Below are 21,074 nucleotides of genomic sequence, written 5' to 3'. Positions count from 1 at the left end.
TTCATTTAATTGTGTTCATTTTAGCAAGGTACCGTATCAGTGTCAAACAATTTCTGAAATTTAATATAGAATCATTGTACGGTAGTAATATTTTGATTAGAACTAGAATTTTGTTAAAGTGATGGTAATATAAACCGGTGAGGTGAGAAACGTTGGATGCACCATATTTTGAATTAGAAGAAATGAGAAGCGGTGAGATCATTCGTCTATCAGACTTTGCAGGCAAGCCAGTTATGATTACATTCTGGGCTTCCTGGTGTCCAGATTGCATGAGAGATTTACCAATGAAGGAGCAATTCTATCAGCATGCCGATCTAAATAAACTTGGTTTTATTACAATTAACGTGACCGGGAGAGAGCGATCTCAAGAAGCGGGAAAAGAATTTACCACTAAACATCAACTCCCCTTCCCTGTCTTAAAAGATAACGGTCGTACCACTTACGACATGTATAACTGCACAGGCGTACCTACAACGGTCTTACTTGATAAAGAGCATCGTATTTTCAAAGTATTTGATGATCAATCGTCCTTTGTAGATGTTGTAGGAGCACTTCCACAAATTATGCTCTAGAATCATAAAAAGCCAGAGGGAATCCCCTCTGGCTTTTCTATTAAATAATATAAGATAATAGCGTTAAACTTTAGTCGTCTTGTTCTTCATCATCTTCATCTTCATCTTCATCTTCATCTTCATCTTCGTCTTCGTCTTCGTCATCATTGTCTTTCTGTTTCTTTGCTTCCTTAGCCTTTTTGCGATTTTCTTTCTCTTGCTGCTTCTTTTTCTTTTCCTGCTGTTTATCTATTTTAACGTTTTCCTTGTTTTCTTTATTTTCTTTTTTTTTGTCTTTCTTGTCAGCTTTTTCATCTGCTTTATTTTGTTTCTTTTGACTATTCTCGATCTGCTTATCAATCTTTTTGTCTGCTTTATTTACTCGATTTTCAGTTTTTTTTTCGGTATTTACGACTTCATTTGAACTGTTATCGTCAAGGTTTTTTTCTGCTGATTTAACAGACTCCTTGTTTATTTCTGGGGTTTCATCTTTCACTTTTGGGTCCGACTCTTCTGAACGATCCTTCTTCACGTTATCTTCAGTTTTACGTTCAGCTGGTTCTTGTAAAATCAATTCGTTATCGCCAGTTTCATCATCCGAAGCTGCCTTTTTGTCATTCAGTTGAACAACTGAATCTTCTATTTCTGATGAGCTTTTAATTGGATCAGCTGCATCTGTTTCATGAGCTGTCATGTTTTGGGATTCTAGCGCTTCAATTTTCTTTACTGATAAATCGCGCACGTCACTTAAGGTAAGAGAAACGCCTCGATCTAAAGCACTTAAATATGTTACATATTTACCAGGTGAAACACCCTTCTCCAAAGCTTCTTGACGGGTACTATGATCTGAATTTAGAACCGTTGTGATGGCTATAGACTGGCTTTTTAACGCTTCACTTTGTTCAATGTTACGAATTGCTTTTTCTAGGGCAGCTTTGATGTGTTCAGAGCGTTCTTTTTTCTCTACATCTGAGGCGACAATTAACAGCTGTCCCCCGTCCGAAAGGTACCCATCTTTATCTAAACGTGATACAAGGAGACCACCAAATTCACTAAGTGGCATATTCTTCGTTTCCTTGCTTAAATTCAACCCTTCACCGTCTGAATTCCAGGCTTGATAATGAACAACCTCAAGATCAGAATTCACTCCAACCTCAATACTAGGATTAATATCAAAGCTGATATAGGCTGCAACTGCATCGTTCTGAGTTACAGGAATAACGCCTGTAACAAGAACAACTAATAGCAAAAGCGCCGTCATTCCGGCCAGGGTGGGCATAGAAGGGGTAAAATATCCCTTTTTCTGTTTCAGTGGTTTTGGTGTAAGTTTAATTTCAGAGCCTATTGTTAACGTATGATTTCGCTTAAGATTAATTGTTGTAAATTCACCATCAGGCGTTAAAACAACAGCTTTTCTCCCACGAATATCCATAATGACCCCTTGTTTCATCCCCTGGCCCCCTTAATTCAACTACTGTATATACGATTTCAGAGCATTAAAACCACCGAGATGGATTAACGCAACTGCTATTATATACTTTCGATTACGTTCGATTGTTTTGCGACTGCATGTAACGAGTGCTAACAAATCTTTTATTGGGAGCTGTTTCTTTTCCAACAAATAGCTTGATAATACGTGATCGTCTGCGATTAACTTTGCAATCATCTTAGCGTTCTCTCTAGCATCAATATGTTTCGGACAATTTTTGCTAAGCACTTTAAACGTAATACTGAATTTCTTCAACAATTGTTCATATTCTTCAATCTCAAACATACGCATCTCGCTTTGCTTGTCCATTTCATAGACATCAAGCGCTGCTTTTTGTTCTGCATAACTATCTTCAAGACGACCTTCTTCATCAAGTTCTTCAGGTTCAAGATAGATGTATTTGTTTTGTCTTGCTTCCTTACGAATGTAGTCAATCACTCTTCTTCTAATAACCATATCTGCAAAGGTCAGAAAACGGCTACCCTGCCCTCTTCTATATTGATCCATGGCTTCATTAAAAGCAGACAGGCCGATACTAAATTCGTCCATCGTATGGTTAATATAACGATTGCAAACTTTGGATGTGATTTTCTTTATAAACGGCTGGTAGTCTTCTAGTAACTGGTTTCTTAATAGTTGATTTCCATTTTGGATACTGTCGATTTTATCTTCTAATGTAATGCTATCTTTTTTATTCGCGAAATTTCCCATTTTCGTGCTGATTGAAATGGTTGTCATGTTTTACACCTCTCATTTTGCAATCAATTTCTAATCGATTGCTTATACGGGTTGGATTCTTAGATGTTATTTAGCTGGATTAGTAAATCAAAGCTATGAAAATGAAATGTGCCACCGTTCGAGACGAATGGTGACTCTATATTCAGTTATACCATTCAATCAGCATTAACGAAAATACAATTATATGACAATGTTACTGTTTCTTTACTGGCTGTTATATTAATTTATCATTGTTAATATAACGAAATTTTCAGGATATTAACGATCTACAAAATCCCTCTATACCGGCATTCATCAGATTTGAAAAATAACAAACAAATGGTCAACTATAATCAGATGAATTATTCATTACTTAAAAAAGTATCTACCTTAATAACCGATTCAAAAGCAAAAAGGATGTCACCTGGACTACCTTCTCGATAAATCGTCAGTGCAGGTACACTTTGTATTTTAAGATCTTCAGCTAACGATGGGAAGTAATTTAAATTACAAACGTAAACCTTCTCTTGCAGATCTTTTGACTCAATCACAACTTGAAGCATTCTCTGGGCAATTTTACACGTTCGACAAAATGGGGTATAAAAAAAGAAAATACAATAAGGTTGGTTCATCAACTCTCGTAACTCATTCTGTTCAGTAATTTCTTTCATTCCTATCTCCTAACTAGATAAAACCTCAGAAAAGCTGAATTCAGCTTTTCTGAGGTAATATGTTCATTCCATCCATTAGATGGTCATGACTTTAAATTTAGCTGCTCTTAATATTCGAGTTAAATAATTCAGTGGTGTTTCCGCCACCTCTCGATGAAGCATTGTAATATAAAGGTGTTCTGCATGAGGAATTTCTCGCGATAATTGCCTCCGTAGTTTCTCACCAGCATCATCTGCATCTACTAATACGTAGACGTCCATTTCTTCAAGCTCTTCACTAAGTTCTTCGAGTCTTTCAAAACTAATCGTACCATACGTACAGATAATACTTACAGGCTCATCTAAAACCCTCATTAACTGCTCTTTATCTGTCTTTCCTTCTACAATAATAACTTTATCATTCATGGCACAACGCTCCATTTCAAGCTGTCGTAACAATGCTTTTACTATAGTATATGGATGTTGAGGCAGATCGTTTCTAGCTAAATAGTTTGTTTGGTTGAGTAGCGACCTTAGCAACAGCTATTCAGTAGAGCTTTGAGGATTACTCTTCCTTATTGTCGGGGTTATCCTCTTCCAAGTATGTTTCTGAAGTCGAATTACCGTGCTCATTTTGCAGATCGTCCGCTGTGCGAATTCGATCATCTACCCGATTACCAGGTGTTTCAAATGTCGCCTCATCATCCGGTCTACTATCTTCTTTTGCTGCTTCTAAGTCATCCTGAGCCTCTTTTGTTCGAATAGCATAGGGAATCGCTTCTAAACGTTCTTTATTAATCTCTTCTCCTGTATCAATACATATACCATAGGTACCTTCACGAATTCGATCAAGCGCCGTATTAATTGCGCTTAAACGTTCTCTTGCAGCATCCTCTAACGTAATATCCTTCTCACGTTGATCCAATTCTGATGCCATGTCAGCGAAATGATTATCGTATGAAGTCAGTTCACCTGTTTCATCAGTTAATGCTATATTTTCATCATGTGTTGTTGCTCCACTATCCAAAAGGTCCTTCTTTAAATCAAGAAGCTGTTTTTTAAAGTTCTGTAGTTCTTCTTTCGACAAAGCCATTATCGTTCCCTCCATTAGTCAATTTCTTTTCTTCTACCTATTTTCCCTTAACACTGTTCCAGTTAAACCATACAATTATGTTTTAATAGGCTCAGATGGTGGAAATAGGAAGTTAAGAATAGAGATTGGAGTGTTATTAATGACAAAGTTAAACCTTGGACAAGTTGCACCATCTTTTTCTCTCATTAACACTGAAGGTGAATTATTCCAATTCGAAGAGCACCAAAAAAGCGATAATCGCTGGCATATGCTCGTCTTTTTCAGAGGCGAATGGTGTCCAGTATGTAACGAACAAATGGAAGAACTTCAAGAGCATCTTGGTGCATTCCAGAAATTAGACGTTCATCCGATCGCAATTGCAAAAGACAGTTTAGAATCTCTCAGAAAGATGAAAGAAAAACACAGCTTAGAATTCCCGGTATTAAGTGACAATGAAAATGCTGCAATTGATGCTTATGGCGTTATGATGCACAGTGAAGATGATCCTTACGAAGACCATGGTGAACACGGTGAACCCGCTATCTTCCTCATTGATGAGAACGGAAAACTGATGGCACAGTACCTACAGTCAAGCCCATTTGGTAGACCATCACCTGATGGCTTAATTACAACAATCAAGTACATTAGAAAAAATAAAGCATAGAAAAACCCGGCCGTTAAGGCCGGGTTTTCTAACACCATCCAAGGTCACAATCTTCTACATACCTTCCGTTTTTCTCCATTACACGTTCATAACGGAAGACTCTGTCCTGATCGAATTCAAATCCATCGGAGAATTCATAACGATTACCCTCATTTGTAAATAAGATACGGCCGATTTGTTCCTTGTTTAAGAAAAGGTTCATCGAGTTCTGATCGAACTTACCATATACTTTACTCGTAATATCAATTCGTTCCATAGGAAGAGATTGATCATTCATCCACATCATCCCCTTAGTTATAGTGTATTTCAAACCGCCATTACCTAACGAATAGATGACAGAACTTTAAATACATGAACGTTTTAAGGTTACCGATGAAAGATTGTTATCCTGTAACTGTCTTAGTCTTCGCTTACCATCTTCTCGTAAGCTTCAGCTGTCATAAGCTCCTCAACTTGAGAAGGCTCAGTTGGTTCAACTACAACCATCCATGCTTTTTCGTATGGAGATTCGTTAACGAATTCAGGGCTATCTTCTAATTCTTCATTTACAGAGAGAACTTTTCCTGAGATTGGTGCATATAGTTCGGAAACAGTTTTCACTGACTCAACACTACCGAAAGGCTCGTCCGATTCAATTGTATCGCCTTCTTCTGGTAGCTCCACGAAAACAATGTCTCCTAATTCTGATTGTGCGAAATCAGTAATTCCAATGCGGATGTTTCCGTCCTCTTGTACTTGTACCCATTCGTGTTCTTCTGAGTAACGAAAATCTTTTGGTAAATTCATTTGTAATTCCTCCCTGAAATAGTTTCTCTAGTTAAGGTATTAATATTATTTACAATAACTATCGTATAATAGTTATTATTAAATAAGCAACCATTTTATCATTTCCATGTTTCCTCAAACGTATCTTCTTTAAACCCTACTGTTACTTCGTGTCCATTCGTTACGATTGGACGTTTTATTAACATACCATCTGATGCCAATAGTTCAAGTAACTCATCTTGTGTAGACGTAGCAACGCGATCTTTTAAACCTAGTTCGCGATACTTTTGACCGCTAGTATTAAAGAACTTTTTAATTGGCAATCCACTATGATCAACCAACTGTGCTAATTCCTCTTTAGATGGTGGATTTTCTACGATATGAATTTCATTTACTTCTACATTATTGTCAGCGAACCATTTTTTTGCTTTACGACAAGTCCCGCATTTTGGATACGCATAAAATGTGATGGCCAAATCTGTTCCTCCTTAAAACACATCAATGTGATGATGTCGTTAGTTTACCATATGTGATGAGTTCGACAAATTCAGACGCACCTAAAAGTAGCTTTCGTCATTCAAACAAAAAATCCTCTTTTTACCCCAATCTTTATATTTCCTTAACGAGATAAAAAAATCCCTCCAAATTCTTGGAGGGAATAAGAGAGAATATGGTTTGGAGGTTATTTACACTGTGTAACGCTGGTTATTAAGAATAGTAGCAGCAATTTCTCGCTTCTTAGCAATAACGTTAATTGGAGTATAACGTGTTAGCTTACGAAGAGCAGAAATCATCATTCGAAGAGTATCACCCGTTTCAACAGCAAGTAATGTTTCCTTCGCATGTGCTTCAATTCTGTTGAAAGATTCTTGACAGAATACTTGGGTAAGAAGTAGCTTATTCTGTTGCTTTTCAGCAGTTGATTTGTTCAATGCTTTTTCCGTACGCAATACAGCAGATTCCATAGAATAGATTTCGCTCACGATATCAGCAATGTTTGATAGAACTTCTTGCTCTTTATCAAGTGCTTTACCATATTTCTGTACAGCTGTTCCTGCCGCCATTAGCATAACCTTCTTAGCCATAGCAACAAGGTACTTCTCTTGCTCAAGCGGCGCATCGCCAATCTCTTGTGGAGTTAGCATCATCAACTCTTCTTGAAGTGCTTTTGCTTTCTCAAGTAATGGAAGTTCACCTTTCATCGTTTTACGGATTAGTGTTCCTGGAACGAGAAGACGATTAATCTCATTTGTTCCTTCAAAAATACGATTGATTCGTGAATCACGATACATCTTCTCTACTTCATACTCGGACATAAATCCGTATCCACCGTGAATTTGAACAGCTTCGTCTACTACGTAGTCAAGCGCCTCAGAAGCAAATACTTTATTTAGTGAACACTCGATGGCATATTCAGCAATAGCTTCAGCCACTTTCGCGCCATCTTTTTGTTCTTCATCAGAAAGCTTCCCTAGCTTCTGTTCAAAAAGACCACCAGTACGGTAAGTGGAACTTTCTGTTGCGTAAGTTGCAACAGCCATGTTCGCAAGCTTCTCTTGGATTAGAGAGAACTTTGCAATTGGTGTGTTAAATTGTTTACGCTCAGTTGCGTATTTAGCAGAAAGCTCGATGCCACGCTTCATCCCACCAATTGTACCTACTGCAAGCTTATAACGACCAACATTCAGGATGTTAAATGCAATAACGTGACCTTTGCCAGCTTCACCAAGAAGATTTTCTTTTGGTACAGCTACGTCATCTAGGATTAGTGTTCTTGTAGAAGAACCTTTAATACCCATTTTCTTCTCTTCTGGACCTGTTGAAAGTCCTTTCGAATCGCGTTCGACGATGAATGCAGAGAAGTGCTCTCCATCAATTTTTGCATAGACGATAAAAACATCGGCAAATGCTGAGTTTGTAATCCATTGCTTTTCACCACTTAGAAGGTAATGAGTTCCTTCTTCATTTAGCTTAGCAGTCGTTTTCGCACCAAGTGCATCAGATCCAGAACCTGGCTCAGTTAAAGCATACGCCGCAATCAATGCTCCTGAAGCAAGACCAGGAAGATACTTTTGCTTTTGCTCTTCATTACCAAAGAATACGATTGGAAGAGAACCAATACCAACATGCGCACCATAACTTAATGAGAACGAACGAGCGCGAGCAAACTTTTCTGTAATAACAGAAGAACTTATTTTATCAAGCCCAAGACCACCGTATTCTTCAGGTACGTCAGCTCCTAGTAATCCAATATCTCCTGCTTTTTCGAGAAGCTTACGAGAGATCTCAAACTCATGTTCTTCAATCTTATCAAGCTCTGGAACAACTTCTTTAATAACAAAGTCTTCTGTTGTTTTCCCCATCATCACATGCTCATCAGAGAAATCCTCCGGTGTGAAAATATCCTCAGCAGTTGGGTCCTCAACTAGAAAGCTCGCACCTTTAATAATTTTGTTCATTGTATTAGACATGCTTGTGTTCCTCCCTTTTCATCGTTATGAATACTCACTTTAAAGAATTTCAAACACACCGGCAGCACCCATTCCGCCACCAATACACATCGTCACGACACCGAACTGTTCTCCTCGTCTCTTCATCTCATGAATCAGGCTAAGAGTAAGCTTCGTACCCGTACATCCTAGTGGATGACCGAGTGCAATTGCACCTCCGTTAACATTCACTTTGTCTTCATCAAGACCAAGTTTCCGGATCACTTGAAGTGACTGTGAGGCGAATGCTTCATTTAATTCAAAAAGGCCAATATCAGATAGCTCAAGACCCGCAAGTCGCAGTGCCTTCGGGATCGCTTCGATAGGTCCAACACCCATGATTTCTGGTGCTACACCAGCGACTGCGAAGGAACGGAATTTTGCCATTGGTGCTAATCCTTCACTTTCTGCTTTCTCACGATCCATGACAAGAACGCTTGCAGCGCCATCACTCGTTTGTGATGAATTCCCGGCAGTCACAGATCCTCTTACGTTAAAAGCAGGTCGTAACTTCGCAAGCACATCTAATGAAGTATCTGCACGAACGCCTTCATCCTGAGAGAAAAGGAATTTCTTTTCCTGAAGTTTGTTCTGCTCATCAACCCATCGTTTCGTTACTTCAACAGGTACGATTTCATCATTAAATTTACCGTCTTTGATTGCCTGTGCTGCACGTTGGTGACTTCTTAGAGCAAAGGCATCCTGATCTTCTCTGCTAATTTCAAAGCGTCTTGCTACTTCTTCTGCCGTATGTCCCATACCCATAATGTACTCTGGCTTTTCTTGTACAAGAGTAGGATTTGGTTTAATCACATGCCCACCCATTGGGATAAGACTCATAGTTTCTACACCACCGGCAAGGATCGTTGCCGATTGACCAAGCATAATTCGCTCTGAAGCATATGCAATGCTTTGAAGTCCAGATGAACAATAGCGATTGATTGTAATAGCAGGAACAGTCTCAGCAAGCCCTGCTCGTGCACTGATCATTCGAGCTACATTTAGCCCTTGTTCTGCTTCCGGAATGGCACATCCCATAATGACATCATCTATCTCACCATCATATCCACCCGCACGCTTCAACGTTTCGGCAACCGTAATCGCTCCTAGGTCGTCGGGACGCATTTCAGCAAGGGTTCCACGATTTGCTTTTCCAACAGGTGTTCTAGCACCAGATACAATAACTGCTTCTTTCATCAAACTTCCCTCCTCCATACTAGTTGCGCAGCGGTTTTCCTTTTACTAACATGTGCTGCATTCTTGCTTGCGTTTTTGGCTCTCCTAGCAGGCTGAGGAACGCTTCACGCTCGAGATCTAGAAGATATTGCTCATCTACATAAGTGCCTTCTTTAACTTTTCCGCCCGCAATGACGTACGCAAGCTTTTCTGCGATTTTCAAATCATGATCTGATAAGTAGCCGCTCCACTTCATCGTTTTCGCTCCCATTAACATAGCTGCGTATCCAGCTTCTCCAGCAACAGGAATCTTCTTAGCTACCGGTGGCTGATATCCCTGCTCAGCAAGGAAAAGCACCTTTTCTTTCGCATCATGGAGAACATGATCTGCATTTGCACTAATGCCGTCTTGAGGACGAATAAACCCTCGTTCCTGTGCTTCATGTGCCGAAGTTGAAACCTTCGCCATTGCAATTGTTTCAAACACATTTGCTGCAATATCGGTTAGGTTCACATTTACGCCAGAAGGAATTTGTTCAAGCTGGCGCAAGTAAAGCTCTTTATTACCGCCTCCGCCAGGAATTATTCCAACGCCTACTTCGACAAGTCCCATATAGGTTTCAAGTGATGCTTGAATGGATGCAGCAGGCATACAAACTTCTGCCCCGCCACCAAGTGCCATCTGAAAAGGTGCAGCAACGACTGGTTTCTTCGAGTAACGAATACGTCCCATTGACTGTTGGAACTTCCTTGCAACCATTTCGATTTCGAAGAAGTTATCATCCTGAGCCTCCATCAACATATAAGCAACGTTAGCTCCAACGCAGAAGTTTTTCCCTTGGTTACCAATTACAAGACCTTCGAAATTTTTCTCCGTTTCATCAACTGCCTCGTTAATCATTTGGAGAATATCCATTCCAATCGCATTGTTTGGTGAGTGGAATTCAAGTCCAGCTACGCCATCTCCAAGATCAAGAAGCGTGGCACCTGTGTTCTTTTTAATCACCCGATCCTGAGCTTTTAGCCCTTTAAGGTGAATAATTTTCTTACTCTCTACAACGTTCTTTTGATCACCTTTATGGTAGAATGATTGACTTCCACCTTCCTGCTTGTAGAAGGATGTAATACCTGAAGCGAGCATCTCGTCTACCCAGGTAGGAATCGTTTCGCCCTCATCCTTCATACGTGCAACTGACTTTTCAACTCCGAGTGCATCCCATGTTTCAAAAGGACCCATCTCCCAGCCAAAGCCCCATTTCATGGCACGGTCGACTGCGTCGATATCATCTGCAATTTCATATACCTTCTCAGCAGAATAAAGCAATACAGGTTTCATAATGTTCCAGATTAACTCACCGGCACGGTCATTCGCATACGCAAGCGCTTTCAGTTTATCTGCTTTAGATTTGGCCTGCTTACTTGCCTCTACAGACGCCGTCTTCAACTTCTGTCTCTGTTCATATTCCATAGTAGAAGGGTTTAATTCGAGAATTTCGCTTCCTTTTGCTCCTTTTTTCTTTACAAAGAAGCCTTGCCCTGCTTTAGCTCCAATCCATCCTTGTTCCTTCATTTGTTGCATAAAGTCAGGAATGCGGAAAACTTCTTTCTCATCACCTTCAACTTGATCGTAAACATTATTCGCAACGTGGATAAATGTATCAAGTCCTACAACATCAAGCGTCCTAAATGTTGCACTTTTTGGTCTCCCTATAGCTGGACCTGTTATCGAGTCAACTTCTCCAACTGAGAAATTACGAGCTAACATCTCCCTAACTGTTACGAGAAGACCGTATGTTCCAATTCGATTGGCAATAAAGTTTGGCGTATCCTTGGCTTCTACTACCCCTTTACCAAGAACATCCTCACCAAATGTTTTCATATATGAAAGCACTTCAGGATTAGTGTCCTTCGTTGGGATCACTTCAAGAAGCTTTAAATAACGAGGCGGATTAAAAAAGTGTGTGCCTAGAAAATGCTTTCTAAAGTCTTCGGATCGCCCTTCAGCCATTGCCTCAACGGAAATACCTGAGGTGTTTGAGCTAACAATCGTTCCAGGACGTCTGCATTCATCTACTTTTTTATATACTTTCTTTTTGATTTCTAGATTTTCAACTACAACTTCAATAATCCAATCAACTTCTTTGAGTCGCTCCATGTCATCTTCCATATTCCCTGCTTCAATTAATTGAATATGGTCTTTCTTAGAAAGTGGTGCTGGCTTTTGCTTCTTCAGCTTCTCAATCGCATCAGCTGCGAGGCGGTTTCGAACTGCCCGATCTTCAAGCGTCAGGCCCTTTGCTTTTTCTTTTTCATTCGGTTCTTTTGGTGCAATATCTAATAAAAGACTTGGTATTCCTACATTCGCCAGGTGGGCGGCAATGCCTGATCCCATTACTCCTGCTCCTAATACAGCGACTTTATGAATGCTACGTGTCATAGCGAACCTCCCCTGTTGAATGAATGCTCATTCATTTTTAGTTCAAAAAAAAGAGCGAGATTATTTCCTCTGTTTATACTATAAAATATATTCTGAAATTTAGCAATATAATGCGAGGATTTTTTTGACAAAATTCATTCTTTTTCAAAAATGGTTGAAAGCGGACATTGGCCCGCTCTCTTTTATTTCATCATTCCTTTTAGAACAAAGGCTACGTTTGCTGGACGTTCAGCAAGACGTCTCATAAAGTAACCGTACCAATCTTTCCCATAAGGAACATAAACCCTCATCTTATAGCCGTCTTTAAGAAGAGCTTCCTGACGATCGACACATATGCCGTATAACATTTGAAACTCGAATTGACTTCGGGGAATATTATATTCCTTAACAAGCTCCTTCGTGTATTCAATAATTTGGTCATCATGCGTTGCGACCGCAGTATAATTTCCATTCAATAAATGCATTCTTATGATTTTCTTAAAGTTCTGATCAACATCTTTTTTGTCTGGAAAGGCAACTTTAGGTGATTCTTTATAAGCGCCTTTTACAAGTCTTAAGTTAGGAGAAAGATCGTTCAAATTGGCTACATCATCAGCTACTCGATAGAGATAAGCTTGAAGCACTGTACCAATGTTCTCAAACTCCTTCTTCAGCTCAGTAAATATCTCAATTGTCTTGTCACATCTTTCAAAATCTTCCATATCGATCGTAACAAATACGTCGTGCTGATCGGCAGCTTTAAGAATTCTGCGCATATTCTTTACTGTCATATCATAATCAATGTCTAGCCCCATTGACGTTAATTTAAGTGAAAGCTGCGAATCTAGGTTCTCTTTTGCAATTCGTTCAATAGCTTCAATGCAGTGTTTTGTCATTTCGTCAGCTTCTGCTGCATTATCAACAAATTCGCCAAGGTGATCTATAGTGACAGATAAACCTTTTTGATTTAACTTCTTAATCGCATGAACTGAGCTATCAAGAGAAGCCCCCGCTACAAAACGGCTTGCCCCAAAACGCATACCGTATCGTTTGGCTACTTTAGTGGCTACCCTGTTCTTCCCCATGTATAAAAAGAAATTACGCATTACTTGTTCCATCATAACCCCTCCGTGAAAACGCATACATCGCGTTATAAAAATATATAGTGGAGAAAAACGGCATATAAACCCAAAAACCGCCATATTTCGCCTTCAATGCTATTCTACCATGTTATGCTATCAATAGGTCTATATATGATAGATTTTCTCTTGAATTAATTTTGTTAAATAATGACGATCATACATAACCATACCCTTAAATACCAACTCTAAAAGGCTTTTTTCGTATACCTTGTTGCTATATGAGTGGGTTAATTTCCGCTCCAGTCGCTTTCCGNCTCGCTTTCCGCGGGGCGGGCGGTGAGCCTCCTCGTCGCTAACGCTCCTGTGGGGTCTCACCTGTCCCGCTCATCCCGCAGGAGTCGAGCATCCTTCCGCTCCAATTAGCGAAGTTTGGTTTTTCTTTAATTGTTTCAAAAGCAACAATCTTTTAGAAAAGAGCCTCTAAACACATGGAGATAGGATAGTATATTTCAATCCTTACTCCGTTGATACTAGTAAAGGCCCTCAACCAAATGCTTCGTTCAGTGAGACTGTAGCTATAAAGGTGATGATTTCCTCTGACTCTGAAGGGTGCTTGCTTTCTACTCTTACCACCTTGAAATGTGAGTCTTTATAAAAACCTCTCAAATCAAAATGACACAAAAAAAGAAACCAGGTTTCCCTGATTTCTTTAATCTGTTTTACTATTTTCCTGTGATTTGCGATGCTCTTCATTCAGCGTCTTTATTTCAGACACTAACTCTTTCATCGCATCTTTCGCTTCAGGGTATGTTTGATTCCAATGCTTTGCAAGCGGTGGCATTGTCTTAGATAGATGTGTGTACATGGCCCAAAGTTTCACTTTCTCCTTAAGCTCATCATTACTGTCACCTAGGAGCAATTCAGTATACTTTTCCATTAAGCCATCGACTTGTTCCTGAAGTGTTTCTATGCTCATTTCAATCACTCCAATCACGAGTAGAATATCCTGATTGTAACATAATCAGTTTGATACTCGACCGTTCATCTGTAGATCTCGCAACCTTCCGTAATCAATTCGTTCCTGATTCTCTTTAATAGCTATTATTAACTCTTCAATGAGTACTTTCTCATCTGTCACAATAAAGAAGCGACATGAAATCATGGCAAAGTCTCCGAAGAATGCTTTACAACCTGCATATCGTTTCGCATCTCGAACGGGTTGATATGGAAATATGAAATTTCCGCTTTGTTCAAAACCAGGATCAAGAGGATGCTCTTCAAGCTTCTTAATCAACTCACGGATCGTTAACTCACGTCCGTGTTCATTCTTCCCTATTTCGATAATTTCCAGCAAGGTCATTCCCCCTTCTTTAAGAAGGTTCGTAGCTACTCGAGCGTGATAGAGGGCAGAACGTTGGAAACAGTCGAATTCTGTTAAATAAAAAATTGTTTTCGTAGACATGGTTGCTATAGGAGAGAGTTAATTTCCGCTCCAGGATGCTCGCTTTCCGCGGGGCGGGCGGTGAGCCTCCTCGTCGCTAACGCTCCTGCGGGGTCTCACCTGTCCCGCTAGTCCCGCAGGAGTCGAGCATCCTTCCGCTCCAATTAGCGAAGTTTGGCTTTCTAACAAAAACTCATACAAAATCAACTCTTTTCTTCGGAAAGAACCTTTCAAAAAGGATGTTGTTAGTGAATAAAAAAAAGGAGCCAGGGAAATCCCTGACTCAATATGGGCCACAAAGAGTGAGTTTTGCGAAGGGGGGGACCTAACCTCACTCTTACCTTATCTTATGTCCTATCATATAAGTTGGCTGGACAAGTACCACGGTACAAACATGGAATTTTCATTTTTTCTAATTCAAACACTTATCGTGAGTACAACACTACACACATTCATACATGCTTGTCGTAAGTTCAACGTCTATAATAGAAACTAAAAGAAAGTTCGTACATCATTGGGGGGATTACTTTGGAAATCATCATTATAGGAGGCGGCATCGGAGGATTAACAGCTGGTGCTTTTCTTGCCAAAGATGGGCACAACGTCACATTGTTAGAAGCTTCTAATGAATGGGGTGGATCCGCAGGCAAGTTCAGTAGAGGTAAGTTTCTATTCCCAGTTGGGGCTACGATGGGAATGGGGTTTGAAGAAGGTGGTATTCATCACCGAATATTTCAAGAGCTGAATTTATCGTTTCCAGCACTAGCGCTTGACGAAATTATGCGAGTTTATCATGGTCGTCGCGTCATGCCCTATTATGCTGATCGTAATCGACACCTTTCCGAGTGTTCATCTCAATTTCCGGAGTACGCTAGTCAAATCATCTCCTTTTATAAAGAAGCTTGGAAAATTGGTGCTGAAGTTCGAAAGTTAATTAAGCCGCTCCCTGTTGTGCCACCTGTTACCTTTTCTGAGTGGAAGAAGCTAATTCTTTCTCTTAAGCCTGGAACTCCAGGTCTCCTGCCATACCTACGTAAAACGGTAGGTGACCTTTTAAAGAAACACGGTTTAGATGAGGCAGCTTCGTTCCGGCATTTTATTGATGGCCAATTAATTGATAGTATGCAAACAACGAGTCAGGATTGCTCTGCCTTAATGGGCGCACTTGCTCTCGACATTTATCATGAGGGCGCCTATTATACCGAAGGTGGATTATACAAAATCGCAGAAACACTTCAGAAATATATTGAGGATAACGGTGGGAGAACTTACAAAAGAAAACATGTTCAAACAATACGAAAAGAAAATGGACGTTGGGTTGCAGTTGATCAGAAAGGAGAAAGCTGGAGAGCAGATCATGTAGTATGTAATTTGCCTATACAAGGTTTCGTTCCCTTACTCCCAGAACCCCTTCAAGAACAGCTGCCTGCTAAGCTAGTGAAAAGAAGTAAAGTAGCGCAGTGGGGTGCTTTTACAATGTATTTTGCGTTAAAAGAAACCGTCATTCCTCCATACACCGCTCTTTTCAATCAGGTGCTATCGGATCGGTCAATGACAGAAGGAAATCATCTATTTCTTTCACTTTCAAAAGCCAATGATACAAATCGTGCTCCTGAAGGCTTTCGAACATTAACGGTAAGTACTCATACTGAGCTTCATCATTGGGATACGAAAGAGAAATATGACCAATACAAAGAAACGTTAACTGAAAAAATGTTATTAGGTATTGAGCGCGTTATTCCGGAAGTAAGAGACGGCATCGAACTGCAAATGACTGGTGCTCCACGAGCATGGGAAAGATTCACAAAAAGGCCTAAAGGAATGGTCGGCGGTTTCCCACAAACGAATGAATATAGTTTATTTAACAGCCTCTCTCATCGAACTGGGATTGATGGTTTGTGGCTTTGTGGAGATAGCGTCTTTCCAGGTGCAGGTACAATTGGTGTATCAACTAGTGGATACCATGTGTACCGTTCCATCGTCCAAAAATAACGTGACCTGATTGGACTCAGTGTGAAATCCGACCTATTGGAATAAATTTCGCTTTCCTTAGGTAGAATGATACTATCATTCATTCTATAAAGGAGCGTAATAAAATGAAGGATCCTAAAAACAAATTGGTAACGTCAGATAGTGAGAAACTTCTATCATCTGTTCGGGAAGAAATAGCTGAAGAATTTCTGGTCATGGAAGCCGTTACAGAACAAATAGAAGAAAAGGATTTCTACACGTACCATTTATTAAATGAAGCAGAAAAAATGAGAAAGAACAAGAATTAATCAATTTTTCACATGACGAGCATGATTCCATGATGTATACTGCTTGTAACTGATTTAAAGGAATGATGCGAAACATGACAACCCATACGTTTACTGTCGAGGAAGAGCGTGCGAACTATATTACTCATGGAATTGGTGCTTTAATTAGCGTAGCTGCCCTTGTCATTTTAATTGTTTTTGCATCCCGTTACGGTAATGCATGGCACATAGTTAGCTTTACACTGTTTGGAGCAACGATGCTATTGCTCTACACTTCTTCCACTCTGGTGCATAGTTTCCCAGAAGGAAAAGCGAAAGACTTATTTGAAATACTCGACCATTCAGCCATTTATTTTTTTATTGCTGGAACCTATACGCCATTTCTGTTTATTGTCATTGAAGGCCCTCTTGGCTGGACTCTATTTGGTATCGTTTGGGGCCTTGCGATAGCTGGAACCTTCTTTAAAGCTTTTTTCGTCAAAAAGTTTCTATTTATTTCTACCATTTTATATGTCCTAATGGGCTGGCTAATTGTTCTAGCCTGGAATCCATTAACTCAGAATTTACATCCGAACGGCATGATGCTTCTTATCGTTGGAGGGCTACTCTATACTATCGGTGCGATCTTCTATGTTTGGAGAGCTTTTAAATTTCACCATGCTGTATGGCATTTATTTGTTGTAGCAGGCACATTAGCTCATTTCTTTTGTGTTCTGTTCTATGTTCTTCCACTCTAAGTGTTCTAATAGAAAGAAGACCTTTTCGCATCACGAAAAGGTCTTCTTTTTATTTATTCGATTTAGTTAGTTCTTCGTTCTTCACATCTTGTTCATTCCAAGCTGTCGTATAGATACTAAACAGTGATTCCAGCTGCTTCACTAATCCTAATGCAAGCAGTCCATTACCTTCAGCTTGCTTCGTACATCCCATCGGAATAGTCCTTCTAATTAACTGTGCATAAATTTCAGCTTCACTTAACGAACGCTCGAACTCTTTTTCTGATATGTTCATAATAAGCGCTAATGCACCTGAAACATGCGGTGTAGCCATTGACGTTCCAGACAGTACAGCATATTTACCACCAGGATAAGTAGATAAGATATTAACTCCTGGTGCAACTAAATCAATTTCGTTATTCGTATTAGAAAATGGTGCAAGCGTCCTTTGAAATGACGCAGCCCCTACTTCGATCACTTCATTATATGCACCTGGATATGCAAATTCTGGCGTATCTTCTCTTGCATCGCCTTCATTCCCAGCTGCACAAACAACAGAAATATTTTGGTTAATTGCGTCCTTAATAGCTTCATGAAGCTCGGGCAAATCGGATGGACCACCAAGTGACATTGAAATGACATTGACACGCTCACCATCTGGACCTTTCCAATCAGTTGCATAGCGAATGCCTTCGATAATGGATTGATAAGATCCGCTACCTGCTTCGTTAAGAACTTTCACGATTAGAAGCTTGGAATCAGGTGCTACACCAACCACACCGTTTTCTCCTCCCACACCAGCAATCGTTCCAGCAACGTGTGTTCCATGACCGTTGTTATCATCGTACTGGTCTTTGTCTCCTCCAAAATCTTTAGTGAAATTTCTACCATCAATGATACGAGATTGAAGTTCAGGGTGGTCAATCTGACAGCCTGTATCGACAATTGCAATAACTCGACCTTTTCCTTTTTGGGATGCATCCCAAACTGCTGGAGCTTGAATCATCTCAACACCATCTGGAATAGCATCAGCTTGGTTTACGACAGAATTAACGACGAATGGTATTAATTTTACTTCACTAATAATCAGCGCCTCCCTTTCCTTTACCAGAATTATCTGATAAAAAAGGTTAGTCTGTCCAGTCCTTAATGGTCTATTTTCCCATTTAATTTCTTCACGGGACTCATCCTATTTTACTAGTTAAAAAGGAAGGCGTCGTTCTATCCTCTACTTGCGTGAAACGGGTGTTCTAGAAACATTTGCTTTGATTTCGCAGCTTTTACGAATCTAATTGGACTATTGGTTAGGTACATACTGTTTGTAAGTAGCATACTCTTGAAAACCTACTTTTCTAAGAATGGGCTCAGATGTATCCTTTTTTGCCTGAGTCACTGCAATCTGACAGCCTCTACTAATCGCTTCATTTAATCTTCTTGCTACCATCTCACGATAAATCCCTTTTCCTCTATAACGTGGGATTACACCAGCACCATTCAAGTAGAGAACACGATCATCATGACTATAACGATAATTGGAATAGGCAATCGGTAACTCGTTGTCTACTACAATCATATATCCTCCTCGTCGATCAGGTATCTCTATATACTTCACTCTTTCACTGAAGGCAGCCTCCTCTGTCCTTCTATCATAATTCCAAATAGAGCTCGCTACTTGTACATGCTGAGAGACTTCTTCTTTTCCCGTTACTTCTTTATAACTATGTTGTGTATCGACCTCATTCTCTTTCTTATGAAGTACCTTAGCTAATCCAACATAAGTATCAAAATGATACAGCTCACGTTTCATTAGCTCATCCTCAAGTTCACGATGATTCTCTTTACGAACCCACCATGAAAATGGGGATTCTCCAAAAAAAGCAAACACTTCCTCTATTTCTTCAAAGCTCTTATCGAAACGAACAACTTTATTTGCATAGATACTCGTTGATTTTTCATTTTTTATCATCACAACGTCATCTTTTTGAATATAGTGAATAGATTCAGGTACAAGAGCATCTTCATAATCCCATTGAATCGCCTCAATGGCTTGTACGATTTGTTTCTTATTCATTGCGTAACATCCTTTATGTATGTAGTAAGCGACAGTCGTTCATGATTACACGAATAAAAATTGTCAATACTGTCACATCAGATTGCGATTAAAACACATGATCTCAGGACATACTGGGAATAAAAAATTGATAAGGAGGTTGTGCTCATGGAAGTAAATCAGCTCAGAAAAGCTCTTGAACAACGACGTCACTATTACATCTCTAAACTTATTGAAGCAGGAGCTTACTCTACAGCAGATCAACACCTTTACCACTGCACGCTGACTGACCTCGAAAAAGAGTACAAACAACTTTCTAACTACTAAGTTAACAAACGAGCCAGAGATTCGCTTAAGAATCTCTTTTTTTATGCCATTAAATCATGAATGAGATGTATAAAAACGCGATAGGCTGGTGAAAATGGAGCTATAGAAGTGAAACTAGCAAAATTAGAAAGGATGAATGAGATGAATAAAGCAGAACTATTGACGACTGTTGCAGAAAGAGCAGAATTATCAAAAAAAGATACTGCAAGAGTGGTAGACACACTAATGGATACGATTGCTGAGGCACTTGCAAAAGGTGAAAAGGTTCAACTAGTAGGCTTCGGTAACTTTGAGGTAAGAGAACGTTCAGCTCGTAAAGGACGTAACCCACAAACAGGTGAAGAAATTCTGATTCAGGCTTCTAAGACACCTGCCTTTAAGCCAGGTAAAGCATTAAAAGAAAAAGTAGTCTAACATTTAGAGAAGCTGGATCCATTTGGTTCCAGCTTTTCTCGTGAGGAGAAAGCCATGGAGCTTATGCAAGTCGTTAAATATAGTTTCACTATCGTTACGATTATCATCTTGATCATTTTCTATTATCGCATGGCCAAAAAGTAAAAGCGCGCTCTTATAGCGCGCTTAACTGTTTTCTTAACTTATTATACCAACTCTCAGACAGTTCTTTCGCAAGCATAGCCTGTTCAAGGCCTACTCGATCTTTTTTGTCATGATACGTTAATCGATTGATTAGGGCCACAGTTACACCATGTGTTGGTCGATGTTCAACCGTTATGTCATCACCTTCCTTAACATAGCCTTCTTCCAATACACGAAGGTAATAGCCACTATATCCATTTTCCATTACAAAAAGATGCATATTGTTGACCTCAAACTTCTTCGAGAGCTTGAAACAGGGCTGCCTTGGGAGACTCACCTGAACTCTCGTTTCACCTATTTTGTATATATCCCCAATAAGTGCTTCCTTCTCATCTAAACCAGACATGGTGAAATTCTCACCAAACGCACCAGGCTTCAATTGACGTTGCAACTTCTCTTCCCAGTAGGAATAATGCTCGATAGGATAGACACAAATTGCTTTTTCTGAACCTCCATGATGAACAAGATCCGCCTGACCATCACCTTCTACTTGTTCACGAGATACATAAACCTTTTCGCATACTGACTGTTTGTAAATTCCTGTTTCAATGTTCTTTCCTTTGTAATCCGTTTCAATCGGCTTGCCTACATTTACGCTAAGTAATTTCACAACT

General features: G+C 39.7%; 24 protein-coding genes. 7 read left to right on the top strand and 17 right to left on the bottom strand.

The window, feature by feature from the left end; translation table 11 throughout:
• Positions 1-152 precede the first annotated feature (152 nt).
• Positions 153-572, top strand: a complete 420-nt coding sequence (locus tag AB986_RS14675; RefSeq protein WP_236690390.1) for a TlpA family protein disulfide reductase — start codon at positions 153-155, stop codon at positions 570-572.
• Between the two features lie 70 nt (positions 573-642).
• Here AB986_RS14675 and AB986_RS22595 read toward each other — a convergent pair whose 3' ends face one another.
• From AB986_RS22595 to AB986_RS14650, 5 genes are all read right to left on the bottom strand, one after another.
• Entirely contained in the window at positions 643-2,001 is a 1,359-nt protein-coding gene (locus AB986_RS22595; RefSeq protein ID WP_048311922.1) for an anti-sigma factor domain-containing protein, read from the bottom strand.
• A gap of 21 nt (positions 2,002-2,022) precedes the next feature.
• On the bottom strand, positions 2,023-2,778 hold the full coding sequence (gene sigI, locus AB986_RS14665; protein ID WP_053216206.1) for an RNA polymerase sigma-I factor: 756 nt from the start codon (positions 2,776-2,778) through the stop codon (positions 2,023-2,025).
• Between the two features lie 341 nt (positions 2,779-3,119).
• The gene (locus tag AB986_RS14660; protein ID WP_048311920.1) at positions 3,120-3,428 is read right to left on the bottom strand and encodes a thioredoxin domain-containing protein; all 309 of its coding nucleotides are present in this window, start codon (positions 3,426-3,428) and stop codon (positions 3,120-3,122) included.
• 75 nt (positions 3,429-3,503) lie between these two features.
• Complete coding sequence (locus AB986_RS14655) at positions 3,504-3,833, bottom strand: toprim domain-containing protein (RefSeq protein ID WP_152671003.1); 330 nt, start codon at positions 3,831-3,833, stop codon at positions 3,504-3,506.
• Positions 3,834-3,972: 139 nt separating this feature from the next.
• Positions 3,973-4,500, bottom strand: a complete 528-nt coding sequence (locus tag AB986_RS14650) for a TraR/DksA C4-type zinc finger protein (RefSeq protein ID WP_053216205.1) — start codon at positions 4,498-4,500, stop codon at positions 3,973-3,975.
• 139 nt (positions 4,501-4,639) lie between these two features.
• Here AB986_RS14650 and AB986_RS14645 point away from each other — a divergent pair, with 139 nt between their 5' ends.
• A complete protein-coding gene (locus AB986_RS14645; RefSeq protein ID WP_048311918.1) occupies positions 4,640-5,143 on the top strand; it encodes a peroxiredoxin family protein in 504 nt (167 codons plus the stop codon).
• A 28-nt stretch (positions 5,144-5,171) separates the two neighbouring features.
• Here the strand turns inward: AB986_RS14645 and AB986_RS14640 are convergent, their stop codons facing one another.
• The 9 genes from AB986_RS14640 to AB986_RS14600 all read right to left on the bottom strand — a co-directional run bounded on the left by AB986_RS14640 (position 5,172) and on the right by AB986_RS14600 (position 14,425).
• Entirely contained in the window at positions 5,172-5,420 is a 249-nt protein-coding gene (locus AB986_RS14640; RefSeq protein WP_053216204.1) for a YusG family protein, read from the bottom strand.
• 122 nt (positions 5,421-5,542) lie between these two features.
• Positions 5,543-5,929 (bottom strand): glycine cleavage system protein GcvH, encoded by a 387-nt coding sequence (gcvH, locus tag AB986_RS14635; protein ID WP_048311916.1) that lies wholly within the window; start codon positions 5,927-5,929, stop codon positions 5,543-5,545.
• 98 nt (positions 5,930-6,027) lie between these two features.
• Positions 6,028-6,384 (bottom strand): arsenate reductase family protein, encoded by a 357-nt coding sequence (locus tag AB986_RS14630; protein WP_048311915.1) that lies wholly within the window; start codon positions 6,382-6,384, stop codon positions 6,028-6,030.
• A 210-nt stretch (positions 6,385-6,594) separates the two neighbouring features.
• Complete coding sequence (locus tag AB986_RS14625) at positions 6,595-8,379, bottom strand: acyl-CoA dehydrogenase family protein (protein ID WP_048311913.1); 1,785 nt, start codon at positions 8,377-8,379, stop codon at positions 6,595-6,597.
• 39 nt (positions 8,380-8,418) lie between these two features.
• Complete coding sequence (locus AB986_RS14620; RefSeq protein ID WP_048311912.1) at positions 8,419-9,594, bottom strand: acetyl-CoA C-acetyltransferase; 1,176 nt, start codon at positions 9,592-9,594, stop codon at positions 8,419-8,421.
• A gap of 19 nt (positions 9,595-9,613) precedes the next feature.
• Positions 9,614-12,010, bottom strand: a complete 2,397-nt coding sequence (locus tag AB986_RS14615) for a 3-hydroxyacyl-CoA dehydrogenase/enoyl-CoA hydratase family protein (RefSeq protein ID WP_048311911.1) — start codon at positions 12,008-12,010, stop codon at positions 9,614-9,616.
• A 182-nt stretch (positions 12,011-12,192) separates the two neighbouring features.
• Positions 12,193-13,107: a proline dehydrogenase family protein gene (locus AB986_RS14610; RefSeq protein WP_048311910.1), complete on the bottom strand. Its 915-nt coding sequence runs from the start codon at positions 13,105-13,107 to the stop codon at positions 12,193-12,195.
• Between the two features lie 673 nt (positions 13,108-13,780).
• The gene (locus AB986_RS14605) at positions 13,781-14,047 is read right to left on the bottom strand and encodes a YusU family protein (protein WP_048312908.1); all 267 of its coding nucleotides are present in this window, start codon (positions 14,045-14,047) and stop codon (positions 13,781-13,783) included.
• A gap of 45 nt (positions 14,048-14,092) precedes the next feature.
• Entirely contained in the window at positions 14,093-14,425 is a 333-nt protein-coding gene (locus tag AB986_RS14600; protein WP_152671001.1) for a hypothetical protein, read from the bottom strand.
• 615 nt (positions 14,426-15,040) lie between these two features.
• On the opposite strand from AB986_RS14600, the gene AB986_RS14595 reads away from it, so the two are divergent.
• The 3 genes from AB986_RS14595 to trhA all read left to right on the top strand — a co-directional run bounded on the left by AB986_RS14595 (position 15,041) and on the right by trhA (position 17,507).
• A complete protein-coding gene (locus AB986_RS14595; protein WP_236690389.1) occupies positions 15,041-16,504 on the top strand; it encodes a phytoene desaturase family protein in 1,464 nt (487 codons plus the stop codon).
• A 104-nt stretch (positions 16,505-16,608) separates the two neighbouring features.
• The gene (locus AB986_RS14590; protein WP_048311905.1) at positions 16,609-16,791 is read left to right on the top strand and encodes a hypothetical protein; all 183 of its coding nucleotides are present in this window, start codon (positions 16,609-16,611) and stop codon (positions 16,789-16,791) included.
• A 74-nt stretch (positions 16,792-16,865) separates the two neighbouring features.
• Positions 16,866-17,507, top strand: coding sequence for a PAQR family membrane homeostasis protein TrhA (gene trhA, locus AB986_RS14585; RefSeq protein WP_394171816.1), 642 nt, complete (start codon positions 16,866-16,868; stop codon positions 17,505-17,507).
• Positions 17,508-17,556: 49 nt separating this feature from the next.
• On the opposite strand, the gene AB986_RS14580 is transcribed toward trhA, so the two are convergent.
• Together AB986_RS14580 and AB986_RS14575 are read right to left on the bottom strand one after the other, a co-directional pair.
• The gene (locus tag AB986_RS14580; RefSeq protein ID WP_048311901.1) at positions 17,557-18,570 is read right to left on the bottom strand and encodes a S8 family peptidase; all 1,014 of its coding nucleotides are present in this window, start codon (positions 18,568-18,570) and stop codon (positions 17,557-17,559) included.
• Between the two features lie 213 nt (positions 18,571-18,783).
• Positions 18,784-19,557 carry a GNAT family N-acetyltransferase gene (locus AB986_RS14575; RefSeq protein ID WP_048311899.1) on the bottom strand — a complete coding sequence of 258 codons (774 nt, stop codon included), beginning with the start codon at positions 19,555-19,557 and terminating at the stop codon, positions 18,784-18,786.
• A gap of 147 nt (positions 19,558-19,704) precedes the next feature.
• Between AB986_RS14575 and AB986_RS21825 the strand changes: the two genes are divergently transcribed.
• Entirely contained in the window at positions 19,705-19,863 is a 159-nt protein-coding gene (locus tag AB986_RS21825; RefSeq protein WP_084006575.1) for a Fur-regulated basic protein FbpA, read from the top strand.
• A gap of 108 nt (positions 19,864-19,971) precedes the next feature.
• Positions 19,972-20,277 (top strand): HU family DNA-binding protein, encoded by a 306-nt coding sequence (locus AB986_RS14570; RefSeq protein WP_269082700.1) that lies wholly within the window; start codon positions 19,972-19,974, stop codon positions 20,275-20,277.
• 154 nt (positions 20,278-20,431) lie between these two features.
• On the opposite strand, the gene AB986_RS14565 is transcribed toward AB986_RS14570, so the two are convergent.
• Complete coding sequence (locus AB986_RS14565; protein ID WP_048311896.1) at positions 20,432-21,070, bottom strand: MOSC domain-containing protein; 639 nt, start codon at positions 21,068-21,070, stop codon at positions 20,432-20,434.
• Positions 21,071-21,074: the final 4 nt, after the last annotated feature.

Source organism: Guptibacillus hwajinpoensis, assembly GCF_001039475.1.
GTDB classification, from domain to species: Bacteria; Bacillota; Bacilli; order Bacillales; family Guptibacillaceae; genus Guptibacillus; species Guptibacillus hwajinpoensis.
This window is presented reverse-complemented; position numbering and strand designations above follow the sequence as displayed.

Bases quoted from the DNA above. Each gene is read 5' to 3' on its own strand.
- AB986_RS14640 (WP_053216204.1), bottom strand. From the start codon at position 5,420: ATGAATGATCAATCTCTTCCTATGGAACGAATTGATATTACGAGTAAA.
- AB986_RS14660 (WP_048311920.1), bottom strand. From the start codon at position 3,428: ATGAAAGAAATTACTGAACAGAATGAGTTACGAGAGTTGATGAACCAA.
- AB986_RS14655 (WP_152671003.1), bottom strand. From the start codon at position 3,833: ATGAATGATAAAGTTATTATTGTAGAAGGAAAGACAGATAAAGAGCAG.
- AB986_RS14615 (WP_048311911.1), bottom strand. From the start codon at position 12,010: ATGACACGTAGCATTCATAAAGTCGCTGTATTAGGAGCAGGAGTAATG.
- AB986_RS14625 (WP_048311913.1), bottom strand. From the start codon at position 8,379: ATGTCTAATACAATGAACAAAATTATTAAAGGTGCGAGCTTTCTAGTT.
- AB986_RS14610 (WP_048311910.1), bottom strand. From the start codon at position 13,107: ATGGAACAAGTAATGCGTAATTTCTTTTTATACATGGGGAAGAACAGG.
- sigI (WP_053216206.1), bottom strand. From the start codon at position 2,778: ATGACAACCATTTCAATCAGCACGAAAATGGGAAATTTCGCGAATAAA.
- trhA (WP_394171816.1), top strand. From the start codon at position 16,866: ATGACAACCCATACGTTTACTGTCGAGGAAGAGCGTGCGAACTATATT.
- AB986_RS21825 (WP_084006575.1), top strand. From the start codon at position 19,705: ATGGAAGTAAATCAGCTCAGAAAAGCTCTTGAACAACGACGTCACTAT.
- gcvH (WP_048311916.1), bottom strand. From the start codon at position 5,929: ATGAATTTACCAAAAGATTTTCGTTACTCAGAAGAACACGAATGGGTA.
- AB986_RS14575 (WP_048311899.1), bottom strand. From the start codon at position 19,557: ATGAATAAGAAACAAATCGTACAAGCCATTGAGGCGATTCAATGGGAT.
- AB986_RS14590 (WP_048311905.1), top strand. From the start codon at position 16,609: ATGAAGGATCCTAAAAACAAATTGGTAACGTCAGATAGTGAGAAACTT.
- AB986_RS22595 (WP_048311922.1), bottom strand. From the start codon at position 2,001: ATGAAACAAGGGGTCATTATGGATATTCGTGGGAGAAAAGCTGTTGTT.
- AB986_RS14645 (WP_048311918.1), top strand. From the start codon at position 4,640: ATGACAAAGTTAAACCTTGGACAAGTTGCACCATCTTTTTCTCTCATT.
- AB986_RS14605 (WP_048312908.1), bottom strand. From the start codon at position 14,047: ATGAGCATAGAAACACTTCAGGAACAAGTCGATGGCTTAATGGAAAAG.
- AB986_RS14650 (WP_053216205.1), bottom strand. From the start codon at position 4,500: ATGGCTTTGTCGAAAGAAGAACTACAGAACTTTAAAAAACAGCTTCTT.
- AB986_RS14620 (WP_048311912.1), bottom strand. From the start codon at position 9,594: ATGAAAGAAGCAGTTATTGTATCTGGTGCTAGAACACCTGTTGGAAAA.